This window comes from Streptomyces sp. NPDC051576, from assembly GCF_040681835.1.
Classification (GTDB): Bacteria; Actinomycetota; Actinomycetes; order Streptomycetales; family Streptomycetaceae; genus Streptomyces.
In genome coordinates this window covers 201,367-222,067 of the sequence record NZ_JBFAZO010000006.1, presented here as the reverse complement: position 1 = coordinate 222,067, position 20,701 = coordinate 201,367, and the positions used below count along the sequence as shown (strand labels likewise).

General features: G+C 71.0%; 17 protein-coding genes. 10 read left to right on the top strand and 7 right to left on the bottom strand.

Annotation, left to right across the window (positions count from 1 at the left end):
• Positions 1–16 precede the first annotated feature (16 nt).
• From AB0M63_RS21660 to AB0M63_RS21650, 3 genes are read right to left on the bottom strand one after another with little or no spacing between them, the layout of a single operon-like run.
• Positions 17–874 carry a carbohydrate ABC transporter permease gene (locus tag AB0M63_RS21660; RefSeq protein ID WP_366020503.1) on the bottom strand — a complete coding sequence of 286 codons (858 nt, stop codon included), beginning with the start codon at positions 872–874 and terminating at the stop codon, positions 17–19.
• Complete coding sequence (locus tag AB0M63_RS21655) at positions 871–1,812, bottom strand: sugar ABC transporter permease (protein WP_355914294.1); 942 nt, start codon at positions 1,810–1,812, stop codon at positions 871–873. The genes AB0M63_RS21660 and AB0M63_RS21655 overlap by 4 nt, the downstream gene beginning before the upstream one ends.
• Positions 1,809–3,167, bottom strand: coding sequence for an extracellular solute-binding protein (locus tag AB0M63_RS21650; RefSeq protein ID WP_355914290.1), 1,359 nt, complete (start codon positions 3,165–3,167; stop codon positions 1,809–1,811). The genes AB0M63_RS21655 and AB0M63_RS21650 overlap by 4 nt, the downstream gene beginning before the upstream one ends.
• Before the next feature lie 311 nt (positions 3,168–3,478).
• Between AB0M63_RS21650 and AB0M63_RS21645 the strand changes: the two genes are divergently transcribed.
• From AB0M63_RS21645 to AB0M63_RS21630, 4 genes are read left to right on the top strand one after another with little or no spacing between them, the layout of a single operon-like run.
• Entirely contained in the window at positions 3,479–4,018 is a 540-nt protein-coding gene (locus tag AB0M63_RS21645) for a toxin (RefSeq protein WP_366020502.1), read from the top strand.
• Positions 4,015–5,199, top strand: a complete 1,185-nt coding sequence (locus AB0M63_RS21640; RefSeq protein ID WP_355914284.1) for an MAB_1171c family putative transporter — start codon at positions 4,015–4,017, stop codon at positions 5,197–5,199. The genes AB0M63_RS21645 and AB0M63_RS21640 overlap by 4 nt, the downstream gene beginning before the upstream one ends.
• Complete coding sequence (locus AB0M63_RS21635; protein ID WP_355914281.1) at positions 5,196–6,371, top strand: MAB_1171c family putative transporter; 1,176 nt, start codon at positions 5,196–5,198, stop codon at positions 6,369–6,371. The genes AB0M63_RS21640 and AB0M63_RS21635 overlap by 4 nt, the downstream gene beginning before the upstream one ends.
• 48 nt (positions 6,372–6,419) lie before the next feature.
• Positions 6,420–7,802: an FAD-dependent monooxygenase gene (locus AB0M63_RS21630; RefSeq protein WP_366020501.1), complete on the top strand. Its 1,383-nt coding sequence runs from the start codon at positions 6,420–6,422 to the stop codon at positions 7,800–7,802.
• Positions 7,803–7,905: 103 nt separating this feature from the next.
• Here the strand turns inward: AB0M63_RS21630 and AB0M63_RS21625 are convergent, their stop codons facing one another.
• The 4 genes from AB0M63_RS21625 to AB0M63_RS21610 all read right to left on the bottom strand — a co-directional run bounded on the left by AB0M63_RS21625 (position 7,906) and on the right by AB0M63_RS21610 (position 11,037).
• The gene (locus AB0M63_RS21625; protein ID WP_355914275.1) at positions 7,906–8,748 is read right to left on the bottom strand and encodes an SMP-30/gluconolactonase/LRE family protein; all 843 of its coding nucleotides are present in this window, start codon (positions 8,746–8,748) and stop codon (positions 7,906–7,908) included.
• Positions 8,745–9,518 carry an IclR family transcriptional regulator gene (locus AB0M63_RS21620; RefSeq protein ID WP_355914272.1) on the bottom strand — a complete coding sequence of 258 codons (774 nt, stop codon included), beginning with the start codon at positions 9,516–9,518 and terminating at the stop codon, positions 8,745–8,747. The genes AB0M63_RS21625 and AB0M63_RS21620 overlap by 4 nt, the downstream gene beginning before the upstream one ends.
• Positions 9,519–9,638: 120 nt before the next feature.
• Positions 9,639–10,880 carry a helix-turn-helix domain-containing protein gene (locus tag AB0M63_RS21615; protein ID WP_355914269.1) on the bottom strand — a complete coding sequence of 414 codons (1,242 nt, stop codon included), beginning with the start codon at positions 10,878–10,880 and terminating at the stop codon, positions 9,639–9,641.
• A 4-nt stretch (positions 10,881–10,884) separates the two neighbouring features.
• Complete coding sequence (locus tag AB0M63_RS21610; RefSeq protein ID WP_366020500.1) at positions 10,885–11,037, bottom strand: hypothetical protein; 153 nt, start codon at positions 11,035–11,037, stop codon at positions 10,885–10,887.
• Positions 11,038–11,213: 176 nt separating this feature from the next.
• Here AB0M63_RS21610 and AB0M63_RS21605 point away from each other — a divergent pair, with 176 nt between their 5' ends.
• From AB0M63_RS21605 to AB0M63_RS21580, 6 genes are all read left to right on the top strand, one after another.
• A complete protein-coding gene (locus tag AB0M63_RS21605; RefSeq protein WP_366020499.1) occupies positions 11,214–12,191 on the top strand; it encodes a DUF3068 domain-containing protein in 978 nt (325 codons plus the stop codon).
• Positions 12,192–12,373: 182 nt separating this feature from the next.
• Complete coding sequence (locus AB0M63_RS21600; protein WP_366020498.1) at positions 12,374–13,561, top strand: glycosyltransferase family 4 protein; 1,188 nt, start codon at positions 12,374–12,376, stop codon at positions 13,559–13,561.
• Positions 13,558–14,292 carry a class I SAM-dependent methyltransferase gene (locus AB0M63_RS21595; protein WP_366020497.1) on the top strand — a complete coding sequence of 245 codons (735 nt, stop codon included), beginning with the start codon at positions 13,558–13,560 and terminating at the stop codon, positions 14,290–14,292. The genes AB0M63_RS21600 and AB0M63_RS21595 overlap by 4 nt, the downstream gene beginning before the upstream one ends.
• Positions 14,289–18,650 (top strand): DUF3367 domain-containing protein, encoded by a 4,362-nt coding sequence (locus AB0M63_RS21590; protein ID WP_366020703.1) that lies wholly within the window; start codon positions 14,289–14,291, stop codon positions 18,648–18,650. The genes AB0M63_RS21595 and AB0M63_RS21590 overlap by 4 nt, the downstream gene beginning before the upstream one ends.
• Positions 18,647–19,972, top strand: coding sequence for a condensation protein (locus AB0M63_RS21585; protein WP_366020496.1), 1,326 nt, complete (start codon positions 18,647–18,649; stop codon positions 19,970–19,972). The genes AB0M63_RS21590 and AB0M63_RS21585 overlap by 4 nt, the downstream gene beginning before the upstream one ends.
• The gene (locus AB0M63_RS21580; RefSeq protein ID WP_366020495.1) at positions 19,969–20,697 is read left to right on the top strand and encodes a class I SAM-dependent methyltransferase; all 729 of its coding nucleotides are present in this window, start codon (positions 19,969–19,971) and stop codon (positions 20,695–20,697) included. The genes AB0M63_RS21585 and AB0M63_RS21580 overlap by 4 nt, the downstream gene beginning before the upstream one ends.
• Positions 20,698–20,701 lie beyond the last annotated feature (4 nt).

The following is a 20,701-nucleotide window of genomic DNA, read 5'->3' as shown; positions in this document are numbered from 1 at the left end:
TACCTCCGTGGGCGAGTTACTGGCCTGCCAGGCCGGTGTGGGCGACGCCCCGCACGATCTGGCTCTGGAAGAAGACGAACACGATGATCAGCGGGAGGCCCGCGATGAGGCCGCCGGCCATGAGCTGGGGCCAGATGATGCCGAAGGCGTTCTGCACGGTGGCGATGCCGTTGGGCATGGTCATCAGGTCGGGGTTGTTGGTCACCATGTAGGGCCAGATGAAGTTGTTCCAGGAGGCGATGAAGGTGAAGATGCCGACCGCCGACAGGGACGGTTTCGACAGCGGCAGGACGATCGTGAAGAAGATCCGCCAGCGGCCGGCGCCGTCGATGAACGCGGCCTCCTCCAGCTCCTTCGGCAGCGACTGGAAGAACTTGTAGAGGATGTAGACCATGGCCGCCGGGGCGCACTGCGGAAGGATCATGCCCCAGTAGGTGTCCACCATCCCGAGGGCCTGGACCGTCGTGAACAGCGGTACGCCGAGGATCGCCGGGGAGAACATCAGGCCCGCCATGGTGAGCGCCATCAGGGCGCGCTTCCCCCGGAACTCGGTGCGGGCGAAGCCGTAGGCCGCGAGTGAGGCGACGAAGAGCACGATCACGGTGACGCAGACCGACACCACGAGCGAGTTCACGAACCAGTTGGGGATGTTGCCGGCGTCGATGACGCCCTTCCAGGACTCCAGGGTGAAGTGGTCCGGGATCCAGTGCGGGGAGGCGACGGATTCCGTCGGGGTCTTGAGGGAGGTGGACAGGGCCCAGACCAGGGGCGAGAGCCAGATCAGGGAGAGGGCGGCGGCGACCGTCGTCAGGGCGATCTGGGTCGGGGTCCAGGTGCTGCGCGGCTTGCGCCGCACGGGAGTCGGGACGGTCATCGGGCGACCTCCTCGCGGCGGCTCAGCAGCCACATCCGGCCGAGGGCGACGGCCGCGATGATCAGGAACAGGATGAAGGAGATCGCGGAGGCGTAGCCCACGCGGTAGCTGGTGAAGCCCTGTTCGAGGGTGTACTGGACGAAGGTGCGGGTCGATTCCTCGGGTCCCGGGCCGAACTGGTACATGACGACGGCCTGGTCGAAGACCTGGAGCGAGGCGAGGATCTGGAGGGCGATCACCAGTCCGGTGATGTTGCGCAGGTTGGGCACGGTGATGTGGATCAGCCGCTGGAAGGCGTTCGCGCCGTCCAACTCGGCCGCCTCGTAGAGGTGTTGGGGGATGTTCTGCAGCGCGGCGAGATAGAGGAGGAAGCTGAAGCCGACCGTCCACCACAGGGTGGCGATGACAACTGCCAGCAGGGCCGTGGACTTCTGGGCGAGCCAGGGGGTCTGGAGGCCGAGGACGTGGTTGACCATGCCGTTGGTGGGCTGGAACAGCCACCACCACAGGTTGCCGACGACCGCCGAGGGCAGCAGGAAGGGCGCGAAGAAGCAGAGCCGCCACAGCCACTTGAAGTGGACGGTGTGGTGGGCGATCAGCGCCATCAGCAGGGCCATCACGACGATCATCGGTACGACCCACAGCGTGAACTTGACGCTGTGCCACAGCGAGGACCACACGAGGTCGTCGCCCAGCGCCTCGCGGTAGTTGGCGAGGCCGATGAAACTGGTGTGGTCGCCGGAGATGTTGGCGTCGGTGAGGCTGAGGTAGAGGCCGCGGACGACCGGGACGACGACGAAGAGGCCGTAGAGGACGAAGAACGGGGCGACGAACCAGCCGCCGTGCTGGAAGCGGCGGCCCCAGCGGACGCGGGCGGAGTCGGCGGCGGTGGTCGTGCGGGGGCGCAATGTGGCGGCGGGTGCCGCGGTGGCGGTCATGCTCCGGCTCCCGTCAGTTCCTGGGCGGCAGTGCGGCCGTCCATCGGGTTCTTCATGGCGAGGAGTTGCTCCAGGGCGGACTTCATCTTCCGGGCCGCCGCGTCGGGCTTGACGGAGCCGAGGTTGGAGGCGGCGATGATCGGGCCGATGCGCTGGGCGAGGATGCCGGTGGAGCCGGCGAACCAGATGTGCGGTTCGGTGGCGGGGTGCTCCATGGCGGGCTTGGAGTACTCGTCCTGCGGGGTGAGCTTGAGGTAGGCGGGGTCATTGAAGGTGGGCAGATAGGCGGGGACATGGCCGCCGCCCGCCCAGGCGGTGGCGTGCTTGACCATGTAGGCGGCGAGCCGGTGGGCGCCCTCGTTGGCGGCGCCGCCGCGGTCGGCCTGGTGGGGCAGCACGAAGGAGTGCGACTCGGCGTGGGTGGCGGGGGTGCCGAAGACCGGGGGCAGCGGCTGGGCGCCGTAGCCGATCTTCTCTCCGCTGTAGTACGGCACCGACCAGTCGCCCTCCCAGGTGAAGGGTGATCCGGCGAGGAAGGCCTCGGCGTCGGTGGAGCCGACGATCGTGTAGCCGTCGGTGACGTGCTGGCGGAAGAACTCCAGTACCCGGGTGGCCTTCTGGGTGTCAAAGGTGACGTGGGTGCGGGCGTCGTCGAAGTAGGTGCCGGCGAGCTGCTGGTAGAAGGCGACGAAGAACCACCAGGAGAAGTTCTGGTCGTTGGCGTGCAGGCCGAGGGTCTGTACGCCCGACTTCAGTTGCTTCTTGGCCGACTTGAGGATCTCGAACCAGTCGTCGGTGGAGGTGGCCGAGGGCAACTTGCCGTCGGCGTCCAGGAGTCCGGCCTTCTTGCAGACATCCGTGCGGTAGAAGTTCAGTTGCACGTGTATGTCGAGCGGCAGGGCGTAGAGCTTGCCGTCGACGATGCCGCGCTGCCACAGGACCGGATTGAAGTCGGCTTCTTTCACGCCGAACTTGGTGAGCAGGTCCATGTCCCAGGGATCCAGGAGCCGGCCGGGCGCGAAGCCGGGTACGCGGCCCTGGTGCATGACGGCGAGGTCGGGTGCGCGACTGCCCGCGGCGGCCATGGCGAGCTTCGTGTAGTAGGGGCCGCCCCAGGTGAGCGTCGAGGCCTTGACCGCGATGTCCGGGGTGGCCTTCTGGAAGGCGTCGACCATCGCGACCATGTTGGCGCCGTCGCCGCCGGTGAAGAGGTTCCAGTACGTCACCCGGGTGCGGGCGCCGGCGGCGAGCGCGTCGGCGCCGGTGCCGAGGGCCGCGAAGCCGAAGCTGCCCGCGACCGCGAGGCCGCCGGCGGTGGCCAGCAGTTGCCTGCGATTCAGGTCAGGTAGTCCCATTCCCTGCCCTCACTGTAGGAGTCCCGTAATGTTCGAAATACCGAATATTGCTCGCAACTTCGAACGGGACCGTAAAATCGAAGCGCTTCCGCGTCAATGGGTTGAACACAGTGCACGGTTCATTGGCGGGGGCGATTTCCGGACACAGCGGTCGTTCCCGGTCCCACATCGGCCATCGGACGACATGACGTCGACAGTTGGGGGCGCGTAACCTCGGACCGCCCGGGCCGGTTCGGCGGAAGCGGCCGGATCCTGCTCTCGCGGCGACGGTGAGGTGGCTGAGTCGGCGTATGTCCTGGCATATTGCAGCGGTGCGCACGAAGAAGGAGATGCGGCGGTTCGCCGGTACTCTCATCGACCCCATGCGCGTCCCGGTCCCCGCCGACCCCGAGGCCCTCTTCGACGCGCTGGTCGACTCCGTCGTCCGCTGGCGGGGGCGTGATGTCGTCGTCCGCCGCGAGGTGTTCCCGCCGCACACCGCCAGCGGCCTGTGGCTGGAGGGCGACAGCTACGACGTCATCGTCATCGACCAACGGGCCGCCGCCTGGCACCAGATCGTGATCTTCTGCCACGAGGTGTGGCACATGCACCAGCGCGACGCCCACCCCCTCCCCGCGCCGGCCGGCGACGGCAGCCCCCGGCCCGTCGCCGCGCGCACCGACTTCAGCCTCGCCGACGAGCAGGAGGCCGACAGGTTCGGCATGTTGATGAGCGGACGGCTGCGCCCCTGGCTGGAGGCCGCCGCCGTGGCGGACCCCGCGCACGCCCCCGCCACGGCCGACGACGGGACGCAGCAGGGTGTCGCCGGACGCATCGGCGCCGCCCTCAACTACCGCGGGACCAGAAAATGAGCGGCCTGATCAACTACCTGAGCTGCGGCCTGCTGTGGCTCGGCATGCTGGTGAAGGCCCCGGATCTGATACGCCACTGGCGCGACCCCTATCTCCGTGTCATCTGTGTGCTCCTCGGCCTGGCCGGGGCCTGCTTCTTCATCGGGGCGCCGCCCACCGTCGGCGCCATCAACCACCTCAGCGGCATCCCGAACCTCGCCGCGCCGCTGACATACGCGTCGATCACCGCGTACAGCGCGTCCTCCCAGGTCCTGATCGTCTACTGGCGGGGCGGCCCGCACGTCCACCGCACCGCCCGCCGCTGGATCGTGGCCTACGCCCTCGTCCTGGTCGGCATCGCCGTGACGTTCGCGCTCGGCCACACCCCCGTGGAGCGCCGCACCGACTTCGACACCTACTACGCGACCACGCCGTTCACCGCCGAGATGATCGTGCTGTACCTGGCCGGGCATCTCGCCGCCGTCAGTGTCACCACGGTGTCCTCGCTGCGCTGGGCCCGGCAGGTGCACGGCTGGCTCCGCGCCGGGCTGGTCACCCTCGGCGTCGGCTCGCTGTTCGGCGCCGGGTACAGCGTGACCAAGTTCGCGGCGGTGATCGCCCGTTGGTGCGGACGGGACTGGACGAGGCTCGGTACGACCGTCTCCCCGGCCGCCGCCGGACTGGGCGCGGTCCTGATCGTGATCGGTGTGCTGATCCCGCTGGGCGGCCCCCGGCTGACCGAGCGGCGGCGGGCCCGGCGGACGTACGCCCGGCTCGAACCGCTGGAACACGAGCTGGACGAACTCCTCACCCGCCGTGCGCTACGGCTGCCCCGGCCGCGCTGGGCCTCCCCCGCGACCCGGCTGGTGTGGCGGCAGACGAGCATCCACAACGCGCTCGGCCACCTGGACGCGTTCTTCGACCGGGCCCTGTACGAGCGGACGCTGGAGGCAGCCGCACGCACCACGGGCGGGGCGGAGCGGGCCGAGGCGACCGCGTGGGCGGCGGTCGTCGCCGCGGCGGTGACCGAGGAGCGCGACAGCGACCCGCGCCTCGCGCCGGCGGAAGCACCGGACCGGCTCCCTGACCCGGCCCCCGGTACCGCCCTCCTGGTGCACATCGCCGACGCGCTGACCCGGTCCCCGCTCGTCGCCGCCGCCCGGGTCCACGCAGGCACGACGGAAGGGAGCACCCGGGCATGAGCCTCATGGTGTACCTCGCCGCCGCCGTCTTCGGGCTCTCGTGCACCGTCCTGCTGCGCCACCCGTTGAGCCTCCCCCGCGACCCGCTGACCGTGTCCACCTGCGCGGCGATCGTCCTCGGCTCCCTGGTCCTGGTCTGCTCGGCACCGCTGACCCTGGGCGCGGTCAACAACCTCACCGGTATCCCCAACTTCGGCGCCCCGCTGACCTACGGCATGCTCTCCGCCTACAGCTGCTCGCTGCTCGTCCTGCTGATCCACTGGCGGGGCGGCTCCCCCGCCCGGATCCGCCGCATGGTGCTGCGCAGCATGGCCGCCTACGGCGCGCTGATCGTCGCCATCGTGGTGCTGTTCACGCTGGCCGACCCGAGCACCGAGCGGCTCACCGACCTCGACACGTACTACGCCAACACGCCCTACATGCGCGAGATGATCGTGCTCTATCTGCTGGGGCACAGCGCGGCCACCCTGGCGATGTGCACGGTGTGCGTGACCTGGGCCCGGGAGGTCACCGGGCTGCTGCGGACCGGGCTGCAACTCATCCTGGTCGGCACGCTGTTGGACGTGGTCGGCTTCCAGCTCGTCAAGTACACGGCGGTGGTGGCCCGTTGGACCGGTCACGACCTGGACTTCCTGTCCACCGGTATCGCCCCGCCGATGGCCTCGCTGGCCGCGCTGACCTGTTCCGCGGGGTTCGCCATGCCGAGGCTGCTGCCGGCCGCCCGCGCACACTGGCGTGACCTGGGCGCCCTGCGCGGGCTGGGCCCGCTGTGGTCGGAGGTCCGCTTCGCGTCCATCGCCCCGAAGCCGCCCAGCGCGCTCTGGCAGCTTCCCCGGATGCGACTGCACTGGCGTGAAGTGTCCATACACGACGGCCTGTTGGCCCTCGCCCCCTACTTCGACGACCGGGTCCGCGAGCGCACCCGTGACGCCGCCCTGCACGAGGGCCGCTCCGCGCACGAGGCCCGGGTCGCGGCCGAGGCGGCGATGGTGGCCGACGCCGCCCGCCGCGCCGCCGCCCGCGAGGAGCCCTTCGGCACGCCGAGCACCTACCGCCTCTACGCCACGGAGGTCTCCGACACCGGCGGGCTGGTCGAGTTGGCGCGGGCACTCGCCCGGTCGCGCCTCGCCGCGGCCGTACCGCAGAGTACGGTGAAGGCCACCCCCCGTTGATCCACCGGTGCCGAACACCCGTGTTTCCTGGCTGACTTGAGGAGCCCCATGCCGCGGAGAGCTGTCGTCGTCGGTGCCGGACTGGCCGGCCTGCTGGCCGCCGCCGCCCTGTCCGTCCACACGGACGAGGTGATCGTGCTGGACCGGGACGAGCTGCCCGAGGGTCCTGAGCACCGCAAGGGGCTCCCGCAAGGGCGCCACGCCCATCTGCTGATGTCCGGCGGCCTGGCCGCGATGGAGGACCTCGTGCCCGGCGGGAGCGTGCGCGAACGGCTGCTCACCGCGGGCGCCCACGAGATATCCCTCAGCTCGGGCATGCTGGCGCTGACCCCCGAGGGCTGGCTGCGCCGCTGGCGCCACGAGGGCCCCCGGATGCTGACGTGCAGCCGGGCGCTGCTGGACTGGGTGGTGCGCGAGGCCGTACTCGCCGGGACGAAGACGGAGATCCGCCGGGCGCAGGGCCTGGAACTCCTCGGCGACGCCCACCGCGTGACCGGTGTCCTCATCTCAACGGACGCCGGGAGACAGGAACTTGACGCCGATTTCGTGGTCGACGCGAGCGGCCGCGGCTCCCGGGTGGTGCGCTGGCTTGAGGCGCTCGGGGTGACCGGCGTCGAGGAACGGATCGTCGACTCCGGCCTCGTCAACGCGACCCGGATCTACCAACGCCCCGAAGGCGCCGAGCACTTCCCCCTCACCATCCTCCAGGCCGACCCGTACGCGAAGCGGCCCGGCCGCGCCGGCATGGTCCTGCCCATCGAGGGCGACCGCTGGATGGTCAGCCTCGCCGGCACGCGCGGCGCCGAACCGCCCGCCGACCCGGACGGTTTCCTCCAGTACATCCGCGAGCTGCCCGACCCGATCCTCGGCCGCCTGGTCTCCGGCGCGGAACCCCTCACCGACGTCCACACCAGCCGCAGCACCCAGAACGTCCGCCGCTACCTGGAGAAGGTCCGGGACTGGCCCGACGGCCTGGTCGTCCTCGGCGACGCGCTCGCCACCTTCAACCCGGCCTACGGACAAGGCATGTCGGTGGCCGCACTGGGCGCGCAGGTCCTCTCCCGCGAACTGGAGACCGAGGGCTTCACCGCCCCCGGCCTCGCCGCGAAGGCGCAGCGCGGGGTCGCGGCCCCGGTGGAGGGCGCCTGGGCGATGGCGGTCGGCCAGGACATCTGGTACCCCGAGACGAGGGGCCCCGAGCCGACCGGCGCCGACCGCCTGATCACCCGCTACTCCCGCCGCCTGCTGAAGGCGGCGACGGGCTCCTACCCGGCGGCAGCGGCTCTGGCGTCGGTCACCAGCATGGAGGCGAACGCCTCCACCCTGATGCGCCCCGGCACACTGCTGGCCGCTCTCAACGGCCCCGCGCTGCCGCCTCTTTCAGGCCCACCCCTGACCCCGGCGGAACGAGAAACCCTGGCCGGCCTGTAAGGCTTTTGTCTTTTGTCTTTTAGGGGCGCGGGGCTGTATCTATATGCGGCTCCGCCGCGTGGGCGCGGCCAGCACCAACGGGCCTGCGCCCCAAAACCCACCCTCACCCAGCAAAGGCAGCCTGCGCCAACCCCTTCCCCGCCCCCGGGACAACAAGCAACGACCCAGCCACAGGATGCGGCGCCTCCAACCCCACCCGAGCAGTAGTCACGTACAAATCAGTCAGATCCGCACCCCCGAACGCACACGCGGTGACCAACGGCACAGGCATCGGAATCACCCGCTCCAACTCCCCGTCCGGCGAATACCTTCGCACCGCACCCCCACCCCACAACGCCACCCACACACACCCATCGGCATCAACGGTCAACCCGTCCGGAGACCCCGCCCCGGACTCGATCTCCGCGAACCGCCGCCGGTTGGCCACCCGCCCGTCCGCGTACTCGAAGACGTCGATCCGGCGGGTGGGCGAGTCGACGTAGTACATGAGCCGCCCGTCCGGACTCCACCCCGTGCCGTTGCTCACCGCCACGTCGTCCAGGACCAGCTCGACCGAGCCGTCCCCGGTGACCCGGGACAGCGTGCCGCCGCAGGGCGCCTCGTCGTAGCGCATCGTGCCCGCCCACAGCGCGCCGTCGGGCGCCACGGCCGCGTCGTTCGCGCGCCGTCCGGGCACCGGCTCGTGGTGCAGCCACCGGAAGGCGCCGTCGACGTCGACCAGCCCGATGCCGTCCCGGAGATTGAGGACGAGTCCCCCGCCGACGCGGGGCTTGGCCGCGCCGACGTGCTGTTCGGTCACCCGGACCGTCCGGGCGCCGGACGCGGGGTCGTACGTGTGCACCCGGGAGCCGAGGACGTCGATCCAGATCAGCCGTCCGGCCGCCGCGTCCCACGTCGGCCCCTCACCGAGGGTCGCCTCGGTCCGTACCGCCACTTCGTACGTCATCCCACACTCCGGTGTCCGAGTCGCTCCGACAGCTCGGCGGCGCCCTTCGCGGCGAGCTGTTCCAGTTCTACCCGGCGCTCGTCGCTCCAGCGGATCATGGGGACGGAGATGGAGAGCGCGGCGACGACCTGGCCGGTGCGGTCCCGGACCGGGGCCGCGACGCAGGAGACGTCGGGGTTGGACTCGCGGTTCTCGACCGCGATCCCGCGCTGCCGGATCTCCGCGAGGGCCGCGCGCAGGGCGTCCGGCTCGACGATGCTGTTGGGCGTCATCGCGGCCAGCGACGCGTCGACGGGGATGCGGGAGGTCAGCTCCGGCTCCGGGAGGGAGGCCAGGAGCATCTTGCCCACGGAGGTGCAGTGGGCGGGCAGCCGACGGCCGGCCGCCGACACCATGCGCACCGCGTGCGTGGAGTCGACCTTGGCGATGTAGATGACGTCGGTGCCTTCGAGGATGGCCACATGCACGGTCTCGTCGCAGGTCTCGGCGACGGACCGGGCGACCTGCTGGCCCTCGGCGGCGAGGTCGAGCTGCTCGGCGTATCTGCTCCCGAGCTGGTACGGACGGACACCGAGCCGGTAACGTCCGGGTTGTCCGGGCACGGGCACGATGTACGAGCGGGCCGAGAGCGTGGTGACCAGTTCGTGCACGGTGGTGCGCGGCAGTTGCAGTTTGCGCACGATGTCGGGGGCGGAGAGCGTCCCGTCCCCGTCGAGGAAGAGCTCAAGAATGTCGAGAGCCCGGGTCACGGCAGGTACGAGGCGTCCCACAACCGGCCCCCTTCTAGGTGTCTGCGGATGGCTATGTTCGAAATTTCAACTGGCGATCGGGATAACGAACACAGGCTAGCCATAGCGGGGTGCCCGGGCAATGGTCGGGTGACCGCTCGACTACCGGCCGGCTCTCGGATCGCCCAGTTCACCGCGCAACCGCTTGGCCCGCAGCACGAGTTCGAGCTCGAAACGCCGGTCGGGATCGTCGATCTCGCCGCCCCAGAGTTCACGGATCTGACGCAGCCGGTAGCGCACGGTCTGCGGGTGCACACCGAGCCGTGCGGCCACCTCCGGCGCCCCGCCCCGCGTCTCCAGCCAGGCCAGTAACGTTTCGGCGAGCCGCCGTCCGTGCGTCGGCCCGCAGTGCTCCAGCGGGGCCAGGATCCGCAGCCCGAGATCGTCGATCAGCTCCTCGGGCTGGAGCAGGACCAGCGCCTCGGTGTGCTCGGTGCAGTACAGGACACCGCCCGCCGGCAGCAGCCCCCGCTCCATCAGTCCTACGGCGGCCTCGGCCCAGCGCGCCGACTTCACCGCGTCGGCCAGCGGCACCGGGGGCCCGATCGCGCCGGCCCAGCCGGTCAGCGCCCGGTGCAGCAGTTCGGGGCGGCCGGCCGCGTCCGGTTCGGGGACGACCATGCGGGGCAGCTCGTACTCCATGTCGAGCAGGACCTCCTGCCCCACGGCGGGGGCGACCGCCTCGGGGGCGGGACGCATCAGGACGCCGACGGAGACCTTCTCGGGCAGCGGCCAGCCGATGCGGGCGGCGCGTTCGGCGAGGGCCTCGGCCGGGTCGCCGCGGTGGTGCTCGGCCAGGAGCAGTTCCATGAGCCGCCGCTGGAGCCGCAGCCGCTCGCCCGCCTGCCGGGCGGCGGCCTCCGCGTAGCCGCGCACGGACTGGTCGACCAGGCCGTCGAGGTACTCGTAGCCCGCGTCGACCAGTTCGTACATCGCGGGCGGCGGGATCTCGACGCGCTGGCCGATCTCGGCGAACCGCCGCCAGGCGAGCCGTACGCCCATCCGGTAGATCGCCTGGAGCGAGTCGAGGCTACGGCCGTGCAGGCCCTCGCCGCGCCCGAACTCCTGGAAGACGCCCGGCGGTACGGTCGGGCGGCCCTCGGCGGTCTCCAGGTGCTGGACGAAGACCTCGATGGCACGGCGGATCCCGACCAAGGCCATGGGTTCGCCCGAGTCGTCGAGGACCAGGGGCAGTTGGGGGTGCTCACGGCGGATCTCGCGCAGGATCTCCTCGGCGAGCGCGGGCGCCTCGGCCATGGCGATCGCGGCGAACTCGCGCACCTGGAGCCGGGGCACGTCGAACCACGCCGAACGCTGGGTCACGGTCGCCGGTCGAGCGGCCACGGGGTCAACTCCCCTGGCCCGCTTGCTCGTACGTGATCAGCGGGGTGTTCGGCTGGTCGGGCCTGGCGTCGAGCAGCGCCACGATGCCGAACGCGGCCCCCACGGCGAGGGCGGCGGCCAGGGCCATGGTGAGCGCGGCGACGAGCAGTCTGGACATCACAGGGTCGGCCTCTCTGTGCTGAGGTTCTGCCCCGAGGTGCTGTCCCGGGGTCGTCCCGCCCCTGCCCGTCGGCCCCAGTGTCGGCAGACATTGACACTCCGTCAAGGGGCGCCTACGGTTCCCGGCCCAAGGGCCGGCCGAACTCCGTCACCACATCCCACTGGAGTGTCCGGATGCGCCGTACAGCCTCTCCAATTTCCTTGATCCTGCTGGGACTTGGCACGTTTCTGCTGGTCCTGGCGCCGATGCTGGCGTGGTACGTCGAGCCCCGGGCCGCCGTGACCCCGATCGACATCGACACCACCGCGGTCTACCGGGGCACCGGAAGCTACTTCGACACCGGCGAGTTGAAGACCGTCGACGACCAGCGGATCACCGTCACCCAGCAGGTGCGGGGCGATGTCGCGGACAGCGAGAAGAGCGGGGACGCGGTGTGGGACGTGACCACGACCGTCGACACCGACAAGTCGCTGCCGGCCGCCGATCCGCACGACGCGCTGGAGTTCTTCCCGAACCGGTGGGTCACGGACCGTAGGACGAACAAGCCGGTGCACTGCTGCCACGAGAACCCGTACTTCGAGGGCGACGCCTATCTGAAGTTCCCGTTCGACGTGCGGAAACAGCCGTACCAGTGGTGGGACAACTCCCTTGACGACACGGTGACTCTGCGTTACTCGGGGACCAGGAAGGTGCAGGGCTACTCGGGCTATGTCTTCAAGGGCACGGTCCCGCCCACGAAGATCGGCACCCGGCTGGTCCCGGGCAGCCTCGTCGACCAGCCCAAGTCCCCTCAGATCCTGGCCGAGGAGTGGTACTCGAACCACGGCATCGAGCTGGTCGTCGACCAGCGCACCGGCCGGGTGATCTACGCCCGGACCGGGCCCCGGCGCACCCTGCGCGCCCCCGGCCACGCGTACGACGCGGTGCTCCTCCTGGACGCCGACAAGCTCGCCTTCACCACCGCCACCCAGCGGGAACAGGTGAAACTGGCCAAGCGGGAGAGCGGTCAACTGCGCCTGGTGGGGCAGGCTTTGCCCATCGGTGCAGCTGTGGCCGGAGGCGTCCTGGCCGTGCTCGGCGGCGTTCTGGTCCTCCGCGGGCGGCGACGACCTGAATCACCCGCTTCATCCGGGTATCCGCCCACAATGTGACGTGACGTCAGTTCTAATAACCCCGGAAATTGTCATGCGGGTGAGTAGCCGTCAGGAACGCCGGGGCGAAAACTGTCCACCCCACCCGAGCACAGCCCGTCCACAGAACCCCCCACCGAGCCCGCCCTGGCCCGCCCTTCACCCCCACAGAGTTCCGCACCCCGAGACGAGTTGGAGCACCCATGCCCCAGCACGTGCCCTACTCTCCCCCGCCTTCGAATCCACTCGGGCGGGGGGACCCCCAGCGCGCCACGTACGCGCAGGTCGCGCAGCACCCCCCGGCGCTCGTGCCACAGCCGCGCCGCATCGTTTTCCTCGCCCACCGGGACCTCGGCAACCCCTCGGCCGGCGGCTCCGAACTCCTCGTGGACAGACTGGCCGAGGGTCTGACCGGACTCGGCCACCAGGTCACCCTGCTGTGCGGCGGCCCCGCCGCCTACCGCGACTACAGAGTCGTGTCGGCGGGCAGCGCCTACGGCCACTTCCTGCACGCCCGTACGGCCTTCACCCGGCAGGTCGGTGACTGCGACCTGCTGGTCGAGGTGTGCAACGGCATGCCCTACTTCGCTCCCGTCTGGCACCACGGCCCGACCCTGCGCCTGGTCAACCACGTCCACACGGATCTGTGGACGATGCGGTTCAGCGGCCCGATGGCGCCGGCCGCGAGAATCGGCCGGCGCCTCGAACACTGGGCGCTGACCGGTGTGCGGCAACAGAGCCTGCTGGTCGCGGTCTCCCCCTCGACCGCCCACGCGCTGCGCGGCATCGGCGTCCAACGGGACCGCATCCGGGTCGTCCACAACGGGGTCGAGGAGCCGGGCCCCCGGGCCGACCGCTCCGCCGAGCCGCTCTTCGTGGCGGTGGGACGGCTCGTCGAGTACAAGCGGATCGATCTGCTGCTCCGGCTGTGGGAGCGGGTGCGGCCGGTCACCGGCGGCCGGCTCCTGATCGTCGGCGACGGCCCCGAGCGCGAGCGCCTTGAGCGACTCGCCGGGCCCGGTGTGGAGTTCACCGGCCATGTCTCCGAAGCACGGAAACACGAACTGCTCTGCGCCGCCTGGCTGTTGCTGCACCCCTCCGCGCTGGAGGGCTGGGGCCTGGTGGTGACGGAGGCGGCGGCCCGCGAGACGCCGGCGATCGCCTTCGACGTACCCGGGCTGCGCGACTCGGTCGTGGACGGCGAGACGGGTGTGCTGGCCCGCGGGGAGTCCTCCTTCGCGGCGGCCTGGTGCACCTTGGCCCTGTCCGGGCAGCGCCGTGAGGCGATGGGCAAGGCGGCGCGCGACCGGGCGGCCCGCTACCGCTGGCACCGGACTGTCAGACAGTTCCGTGCGGTCGCCGCCGAGGCGGTGAGGGGCTGGGCCCCATGACCGGGCTCAAGGACCCCTCGATACGCAGGTCGCTGGCGCTCTTCCGAGCCTTCCTGCACGAACAGGACGACCCGGAGTCCTGCTACTCGCTTCTCGCGACCGACGCCGTCAACCAGGTCGAGGCCTACCACGGCCCGGTCGCCGGCCGGACCGTCGTCGATGTCGGCGGCGGCAGCGGCTACTTCACCGAGGAGTTCCGGCGGCGCGGCGCGCACGCCTACCTCTTCGAGCCGGACACAAGGGAGTTGGGGCAGAAGCCGCCCGACGGGACGGTCATCGCGGACGGCTACCTCCTCCCCCTCTCCGACGGGGTCGCCGATGTGACCTTCTCCTCCAACGTCCTTGAGCACGTGGCCGATCCGCAGACGTTCCTCAGCGAGCTGACGCGGGTGACCCGGCCCGGCGGACTGATCTACGTGTCGTTCACCAACTGGCTGTCCCCGTGGGGCGGTCACGAGTGGGCGCCCTGGCACTATCTCGGCGCCGAACGGGCCCGCGCCCGCTACCGGCGGCGTACCGGCCGGGCCGCCAAGCACACCCTCGGCGAGAACCTGTTCGCCGTGCACATCGGCACCACCCTGCGGCAGGTCCGCGCCCGCGACGACGTCACGGTCGTCGCGGCGCGCTCCCGCTACTGGCCCTTCCTGGACCGAGCCGTCGTCAAGGCGCCCGGGATAAGGGAGTTGGCCACCTGGAACCTCCTCCTCATCCTCCGGCGGTGTCCACCATGACGGCGACCACGGTCCAGACACCGCCCCCGGCGGCCGACCCCACCACCACGACCCTGGCAGGGCCCCCGGAGGGCCCGAGGTCGTGGCGCTGGCTGCTGGGGTTCTGGGCCGTGCTGTTCGTGCTGTTCCTCGCCGTGCACCCGGGCCGCCAGACCTTCGACACCAAGCTCGGCGTCACCGTGGACCCCGGCCAATTCCTGTCGGATCTGGGTCAGTTGTGGCACGACCGAGGTTCCTTCGGCGGTATCCAGGACCAGTACGCCGGCTACCTGTGGCCGATGCTCCCCTTCTACTGGCTGGCCCACGCCGTGCACCTGCCGGTGTGGCTGGCGGAACGCCTCTGGCTGTCGCTGATCGTCTCGGTCGCCTTCTGGGGCGCGCTGCGCCTGGCCGAACGGCTGCGCGTGGGCAGCCCCGCCTCCCGTCTCCTCGGCGCCGTGACCTACGCGCTGTGGCCGGTGTTCACGATCGTCGTGGGCTCCACCTCGGCCGCCGCACTCCCCGGCGCCTTCCTCCCCTGGGTCCTGCTGCCGCTCACGAACGAGCGCTACACGGCCCGCGTCGCGGCCCTCCGCTCGGCGCTGATCGTCCCCTTCATGGGCGGAGTCAACGCGGCGGCGACCCTCGCGTCCCTGTTCCCGGTCGGCCTCTACCTCCTCTCCCGCACACCCGGACCACGGCAGCGCAAGCTGATCGCCTGGTGGGTGCCCGGGGTGGTCCTGGCGACGGCGTGGTGGTGGATCCCGCTGCTGATGCTCGGCGTCTACGGCGAGAACTTCCTTCCGTACGTGGAGACTTCACAGACCACGACCGACACCATGTCCGCGACGGAGGGCCTGCGCGGAGCCGGCGACTGGGTCGCCTATCTGCACCTGGGCGAGGCCTGGATACCGGCCGGCTGGACCGTCGCCTCCTCGGTGATCGTGATCGTCTGCTCGGCCCTGGCGGCCGGGCTTGGCCTCGCCGGACTGGCCCGCCGGGACATGCCCGAGCGGCGCTGGCTGGTACTGATCGCGGTGTCGGTCGCGCTGATCCTGTTCGCCGGCTACGGCGGCGCGTTCGGGGCGCCGTTCCACGGGCTGGTGCAGGACTGGCTGAACGGCCCCCTCGTCCCCTTCCGCAACATCTACAAGTTCCAGGCGGGCCTCGCCCTCGCCCTCGTGCTGGGCCTGACCCACCTGGTGGGCGTGGCCGCCGAGCCACACGGAGCCCGCCGGGTCAGGGGCCGCCGGCTCGCCCCGCTGATCGCGGTGATCCTCGTCCTGCCCGGCCTGGCCTGGCCGTACCTCAACGGCTCGATCCTGAACCCGGGTTCGTTCCAGCAGCTCCCCAAGTACTGGCAGTCCACGGCGGACTGGCTGCACAAGTACTCCCCCGACTCCCGCGCCCTGGTCGTCCCGGCGACCGCGCACGGCATCTACACCTGGGGCTCCCCCATCGACGAACCCCTGGACGTCCTCGCCGACTCCCGCTGGGCGGAACGGGACTACGTCCCGATGGGCACCCCCGGCAACCGGCGCGCGATGGACGCGGTCGAGCAGGCGCTGGACAGCGGCGGCGAAGTCCCGGGCCTGGCCGACTACTTGAGCCGGGCGGGCGTCTACTACGTCGTCGTCCGCAACGACCTCGACCCCGATCAGATCGGCTATGTCCCGACGACCACCGTCAAACGCACCCTCGAACAGTCCGGCTACCAACGGGTGACCGGCCTCGGCCCGGTCATGACCGGCGGCCGGATAGCCAACGACACCCCGCTCCAGGTCGAGGGCCTGTACCCGCGACAGCGCGCGGTGGAGATCTACGAACCGACGAGCAAGGACGTCCTACGCCCCAGCCAGGCGGGCCTGACGCCGGTGGCCGACACGGCGGTGCTCTCCGGCGGCCCCGAGTCCCTGCTCCCCCTCGCGACCGAACTCCGTGGCAGGGCAACGGTGTTGACGGGCGACAACCACCCGGGCCTCGGCTCCGCTCCCCTCCAGATCGTCGGCGACGGACTGCGCCGCGCGGACACCCGCTTCGGCCTGGTCGACGCCAACACCTCGTACACGTACACCCCCGACGAACGCAACGCGCCGGACGCGGTCCAGGACGCGGGCGAGAAGCCGAAGCAGATCCTGCCGACGAAGGGCATCGCCCACCAGACGGTCGCCCAGTTGCGCGGCGCCCGATCGGTGACCGCGTCCTCCAGCGGCAACTGGCTGTTCCAACTCCCTCAGTACGACCCGGTGAACGCCTTCGACGACGACCCCGGCACCGCGTGGGCGGAGGGTGCGGCGGGCTCGGCGAACGGGCAGTGGCTGCGGATCGGCTTCGCGGGCGGGTCGTACGACATGCCGAGTTCCTTCAAGGTCACCCCGCTCCCCCAGGAGAGCGTGCGGGCGGCGGCCACGGAGGTACGGGTGCAGACGGAGAGGGGAACGGCGACCAGCCACCTCCAGCCGAACGGCACGACCCAGACCATCAAATCCCCACCGGGCGAAACGAGTTGGATGAAGCTGACGATCGTCGACTCGGTGGCCCGCCGCACCGGTCTCACCGGCGCGGGCTTCTCCGAGATCACCCTGCCGCACGTCCAGGTCACCCGGCTCCTCAAGCTCCCCACCGACGCGAACGACTCCGACGCGGCCGCCGAGATCATCTCCCTGCACCGCGCGGCCGACCCGACCGGCCTCTCCCCCACGGGCACGGAGGCGGGCCTGCACCGCACGTTCTCGACGTCGACAGCGGGAACGTACGCGATGAAGGCGAGCGCGGTGGCGATCCCCGGCGAGCAACTCGACAAGCTGCTCTACGAGGTGGCCCCCGCCCAACAACATCGCATCACCGCGACGGCGGACTCCACGGCCGCGCTGGGGGCCGGCCTCTCCGCCCGCAACCTCACGGACGGAGACCTGACGACGGGCTGGGTAGCGGGCGACCGCCCCACGATCCACCTCACCTGGACCGGCAAACAGGCAGTGGGCGAAGTGGTGTTGGCGCCGGCCGGCGGCCTGTCGACCCGCCCGACCGAGGTCGACATCACCTCACCCGACGGCGCGACGATCGCCGGCGTGGACGAGAACGGCGTGGCCCGCTTCGACCCGATCACCACGGACCACCTCGACATCACCGTCACGAAGACCGCCCCGCTCACCCTCCACAACCCGGTGGCGGACGAGAACCTCCAACTCCCGGTAGGCCTGACCGAGGCGTACATCCCGGCCCTCGACCAGTACCGCACCCCCCAACCGGACCCCACCCGCACCTTCACACTGCCCTGCGGAAAGGGCCCGGTGGTGTCGGTGGACGGCGAGCTGTACCAGACAAGCGTGACGGGAACGGTGAGGGCCCTGACCGAACGCCGAGCCGTAGAGGTGACCCTCTGTCAGGAGGGCAAAGGCGACCCGGCGTTGGAGCTGACGTCGGGATCGCACCGGGTGGAGGCCGGGGACGCGGGCCCCCTGCAACTCACGGACATCACGCTGACCCGAGGCACAGTCACCGAACCCACCACCGCGGCCCGCAAGTTGACGATCCAGGACTGGCTGGGCGACCGCCGAGAGGTGGAGGCAGGCGCGGGCGCGGCTTCCTACCTCACCACCTACGAGAACTACAACGACGGCTGGAAAGCCACCCTGAACGGCAAGGAGTTGTCCCCGGTCCGCCTCGACGGCTGGCAACAGGGCTGGCGCGTCCCCGCAGGCGCGGGCGGCACGATCAAGCTCTCCTACACCCCGGCAACGACCTACGAGGCCGGCCTCATCGGCAGCGGAGCAGCCCTGGCCGTCCTCCTCGCCCTGGTGATCTGGCGCCGCCACGAACCCAACCCCGACGAACTGCAACCACCCCCACCACCACCGGGCCTGTGGCTGGGCACGGTGGCGCTGACACTGGTCGGCGCGGTGATCGCGGGCTGGCTCGCCCTCCTGGTCCCGGCCCTGGCACTGCTGGCCTACCGCCGCCACGCGCTGCTCGTACCGATCTCGTTCGTGGCCTTGGCGGGCGCGGGGATCGTGGCAGCGACAGGCGCCGGCTCCCCAGTGGGCGAAGGCGAGGGCGCCTTCAGCCACACGGCCCAACTCCTGGCACTGATCGGGTTGTTCGCGGGCTTGGTGAGCGTGAGGGAGTGGCAGGACCCGGACTCAGACCCTCCGGACCCGACGCCGGACTTGCCTCAGCGGGAGCGAGGTGCCAGTGCGATGGGCGAATGGCCCGTGGCGCCGGAGTCCGGCCCCACGATCTCCGCGCGGGGCCCAGGGGCGGGGGCACGACCAGCCCACGGCGACAACCCAACACCGCCCAACGCCACCTCCCTAGGGGCGCGGGGAACTGCGCAACCACCCCCCACCCAACCGCACCCGAGGAACCAAACCCAATGACCGCCCTAGCCCACCCCGCCCAACCCCCCGCCAGCACCCGCATCCCTTTCCCCACAGTCGACGAAATAGCCCGCCACTGCCACCAATCCACCGAGCCGGAAACAGTCCACATCGAGGTCCACCTCCCAGGCCCACTAAACCCGGGACGACTCCGCTCAGCTTTCGCAGATGCCCTGCACCACCACCCCCGCATCCTCATGCGCGAGGCCCCCGGCCCCTGGTACCGCCGCCGCTACGAATGGGAGCTGACCGAGTCCCCGGACGTGGAGGTGGTGACCTTCCCACCCCCGACCCAAGACGCCCTGAAACAAGCCCGCACCCGCGCCCTGGACCAGACCCCTCCCCTCACCGCCTCCCCACCCATCCGCCTCGAAGCGATCAGCCTCCCCCATGGCACATCCCCCGGCACCGGAACCGTCCTGGTCCTCACCGTCAACCACACCGCCCTCGACGGCCCGGCCTGCCTCCGCATCCTCGCCACCGCTGCGCAGCTGTACAGCGGTCACGCCAACGCCCCGACCGCCCCACCGACCCGCGCCCCGGACTCACCGGAACCCCCCACCGACACCCCCTCCGTATGGACCCCGCCCGCCCGGGTGGCCCCCGGCACCCCGGACCACTCCCCCGGCGGCAACGGCATGGTCCTCGCCGAACTCCCCGTCCCGCACCGCCCCAAGGGGTCCCCGTATACGGTGAACGACCAACTCATGGTCACGACGGCCCTGATGATCGCCCACTGGAACCGCGAACACGGCCAGCGCCCCCGCCCGATGCGCATCACGATGCCCGTGGACGACCGCTCCCGAGGCACGGACATGCCCATAGGCAACGGCACCCGACTGGTCGAAGTCACCTTCTCCCCCGAGGAGTTGACCAACGCCACTGCCCCCGACCACCGCATGGGCGAACTCCTCCACCGCACAGCGACCCGCACCCGCGCCCTCAAGTCCCTCCCCCGCCCCCAACTCGGCCACGGCGCGGCCCTGTTGACCGCTCCCGTCGTCCCTGTGGCCTGGCGCGCCACCCTCACCCGGGGTCTGCGCAGGGCGGCAGCGCCCTGGACCTCGACGACGCTGCTGAGCAACATCGGCCGTATCCCGTACTCCCTGGACTTCGGCGAAACGGCGGGCCGCGCGCACGCCGTGTGGTTCTCGGCCCCGGCCCGTATGCCGCGCGGCCTCACCGTGACGACCGCGTCCACCGCAGGACGGCTCCACGTTGCCCTGCGCTGGTCCCGCACCCTCCTCGGCCCCGGCGACGGCGCCCACCTCCGCGACCTGTTCGAGCACTATCTGCACACGACGGAGGAGAACCAGGCATGACGACCACCGCCCCGCACCACCCCGGCCTCCGCGACTTCTACGAGAACCCCGCCGTGCCGGTCGCCTCCGGCCCCTCCCGCACCCTCCGCCAGGCCCGCGTCCTGGCCACCGCGCTGGGCCCGGCCGCCGAAGGGCCCCGTACCGTCCTCGACATCGGCTGCGGCGACGGCACCGCGGCCGCCACCGCCGCGCCCCTCCTCACCGGCCACCGGATCGTCGGCGTCGACTGGTCCCAGGACGCCCTCACCCGCGCCCGCACCCGTCTGCCGTACACCGTCCGCGGTGAACTCACCGCACTGCCGCTACGGTCGGCCGTCGCCGACGCCGTGCTGTTCAGCGAGGTGGTCGAGCATCTCGTCGACCCGGACACGGCCCTCGCGGAGATCCGTCGGGTGCTGCGACCGGGAGGCCATCTCATGCTGTCCACACCGAACCTGGCCGCCTGGTACAACCGCGCCCTGCTGCTCGCCGGTGTGCAGCCGGTGTTCTCGGAGGTGAGCCTGCACGCGATCCACGGCCGCCCGGGCAAGGAGGTCGTCGGGCATCTGCGGCTCTACACCCCGCGTGCGCTGCGGGAGTTCGTGACGGCGGCCGGCTTCACGGTCGTAGGGCTCAAAGGCGCTCCCTTCCACGGGGTGCCGCGACCGCTGCGCGCGCTCGACCGACTGGCCTGTGCCAGACCGCAGTTGGCGTCGATCCTGCTGCTGCACGCGCGGAAGACGTAGGGGC

What these genes read in the sequence shown, in the direction of transcription:
- AB0M63_RS21660 (WP_366020503.1), bottom strand. Translation starts at nt 874, where the DNA reads ATGACCGTCCCGACTCCCGTGCGGCGCAAGCCGCGCAGCACCTGGACC.
- AB0M63_RS21655 (WP_355914294.1), bottom strand. Translation starts at nt 1,812, where the DNA reads ATGACCGCCACCGCGGCACCCGCCGCCACATTGCGCCCCCGCACGACC.
- AB0M63_RS21650 (WP_355914290.1), bottom strand. Translation starts at nt 3,167, where the DNA reads ATGGGACTACCTGACCTGAATCGCAGGCAACTGCTGGCCACCGCCGGC.
- AB0M63_RS21640 (WP_355914284.1), top strand. Translation starts at nt 4,015, where the DNA reads ATGAGCGGCCTGATCAACTACCTGAGCTGCGGCCTGCTGTGGCTCGGC.
- AB0M63_RS21635 (WP_355914281.1), top strand. Translation starts at nt 5,196, where the DNA reads ATGAGCCTCATGGTGTACCTCGCCGCCGCCGTCTTCGGGCTCTCGTGC.
- AB0M63_RS21630 (WP_366020501.1), top strand. Translation starts at nt 6,420, where the DNA reads ATGCCGCGGAGAGCTGTCGTCGTCGGTGCCGGACTGGCCGGCCTGCTG.
- AB0M63_RS21625 (WP_355914275.1), bottom strand. Translation starts at nt 8,748, where the DNA reads ATGACGTACGAAGTGGCGGTACGGACCGAGGCGACCCTCGGTGAGGGG.
- AB0M63_RS21610 (WP_366020500.1), bottom strand. Translation starts at nt 11,037, where the DNA reads ATGTCCAGACTGCTCGTCGCCGCGCTCACCATGGCCCTGGCCGCCGCC.
- AB0M63_RS21605 (WP_366020499.1), top strand. Translation starts at nt 11,214, where the DNA reads ATGCGCCGTACAGCCTCTCCAATTTCCTTGATCCTGCTGGGACTTGGC.
- AB0M63_RS21600 (WP_366020498.1), top strand. Translation starts at nt 12,374, where the DNA reads ATGCCCCAGCACGTGCCCTACTCTCCCCCGCCTTCGAATCCACTCGGG.
- AB0M63_RS21595 (WP_366020497.1), top strand. Translation starts at nt 13,558, where the DNA reads ATGACCGGGCTCAAGGACCCCTCGATACGCAGGTCGCTGGCGCTCTTC.
- AB0M63_RS21590 (WP_366020703.1), top strand. Translation starts at nt 14,289, where the DNA reads ATGACGGCGACCACGGTCCAGACACCGCCCCCGGCGGCCGACCCCACC.
- AB0M63_RS21585 (WP_366020496.1), top strand. Translation starts at nt 18,647, where the DNA reads ATGACCGCCCTAGCCCACCCCGCCCAACCCCCCGCCAGCACCCGCATC.
- AB0M63_RS21580 (WP_366020495.1), top strand. Translation starts at nt 19,969, where the DNA reads ATGACGACCACCGCCCCGCACCACCCCGGCCTCCGCGACTTCTACGAG.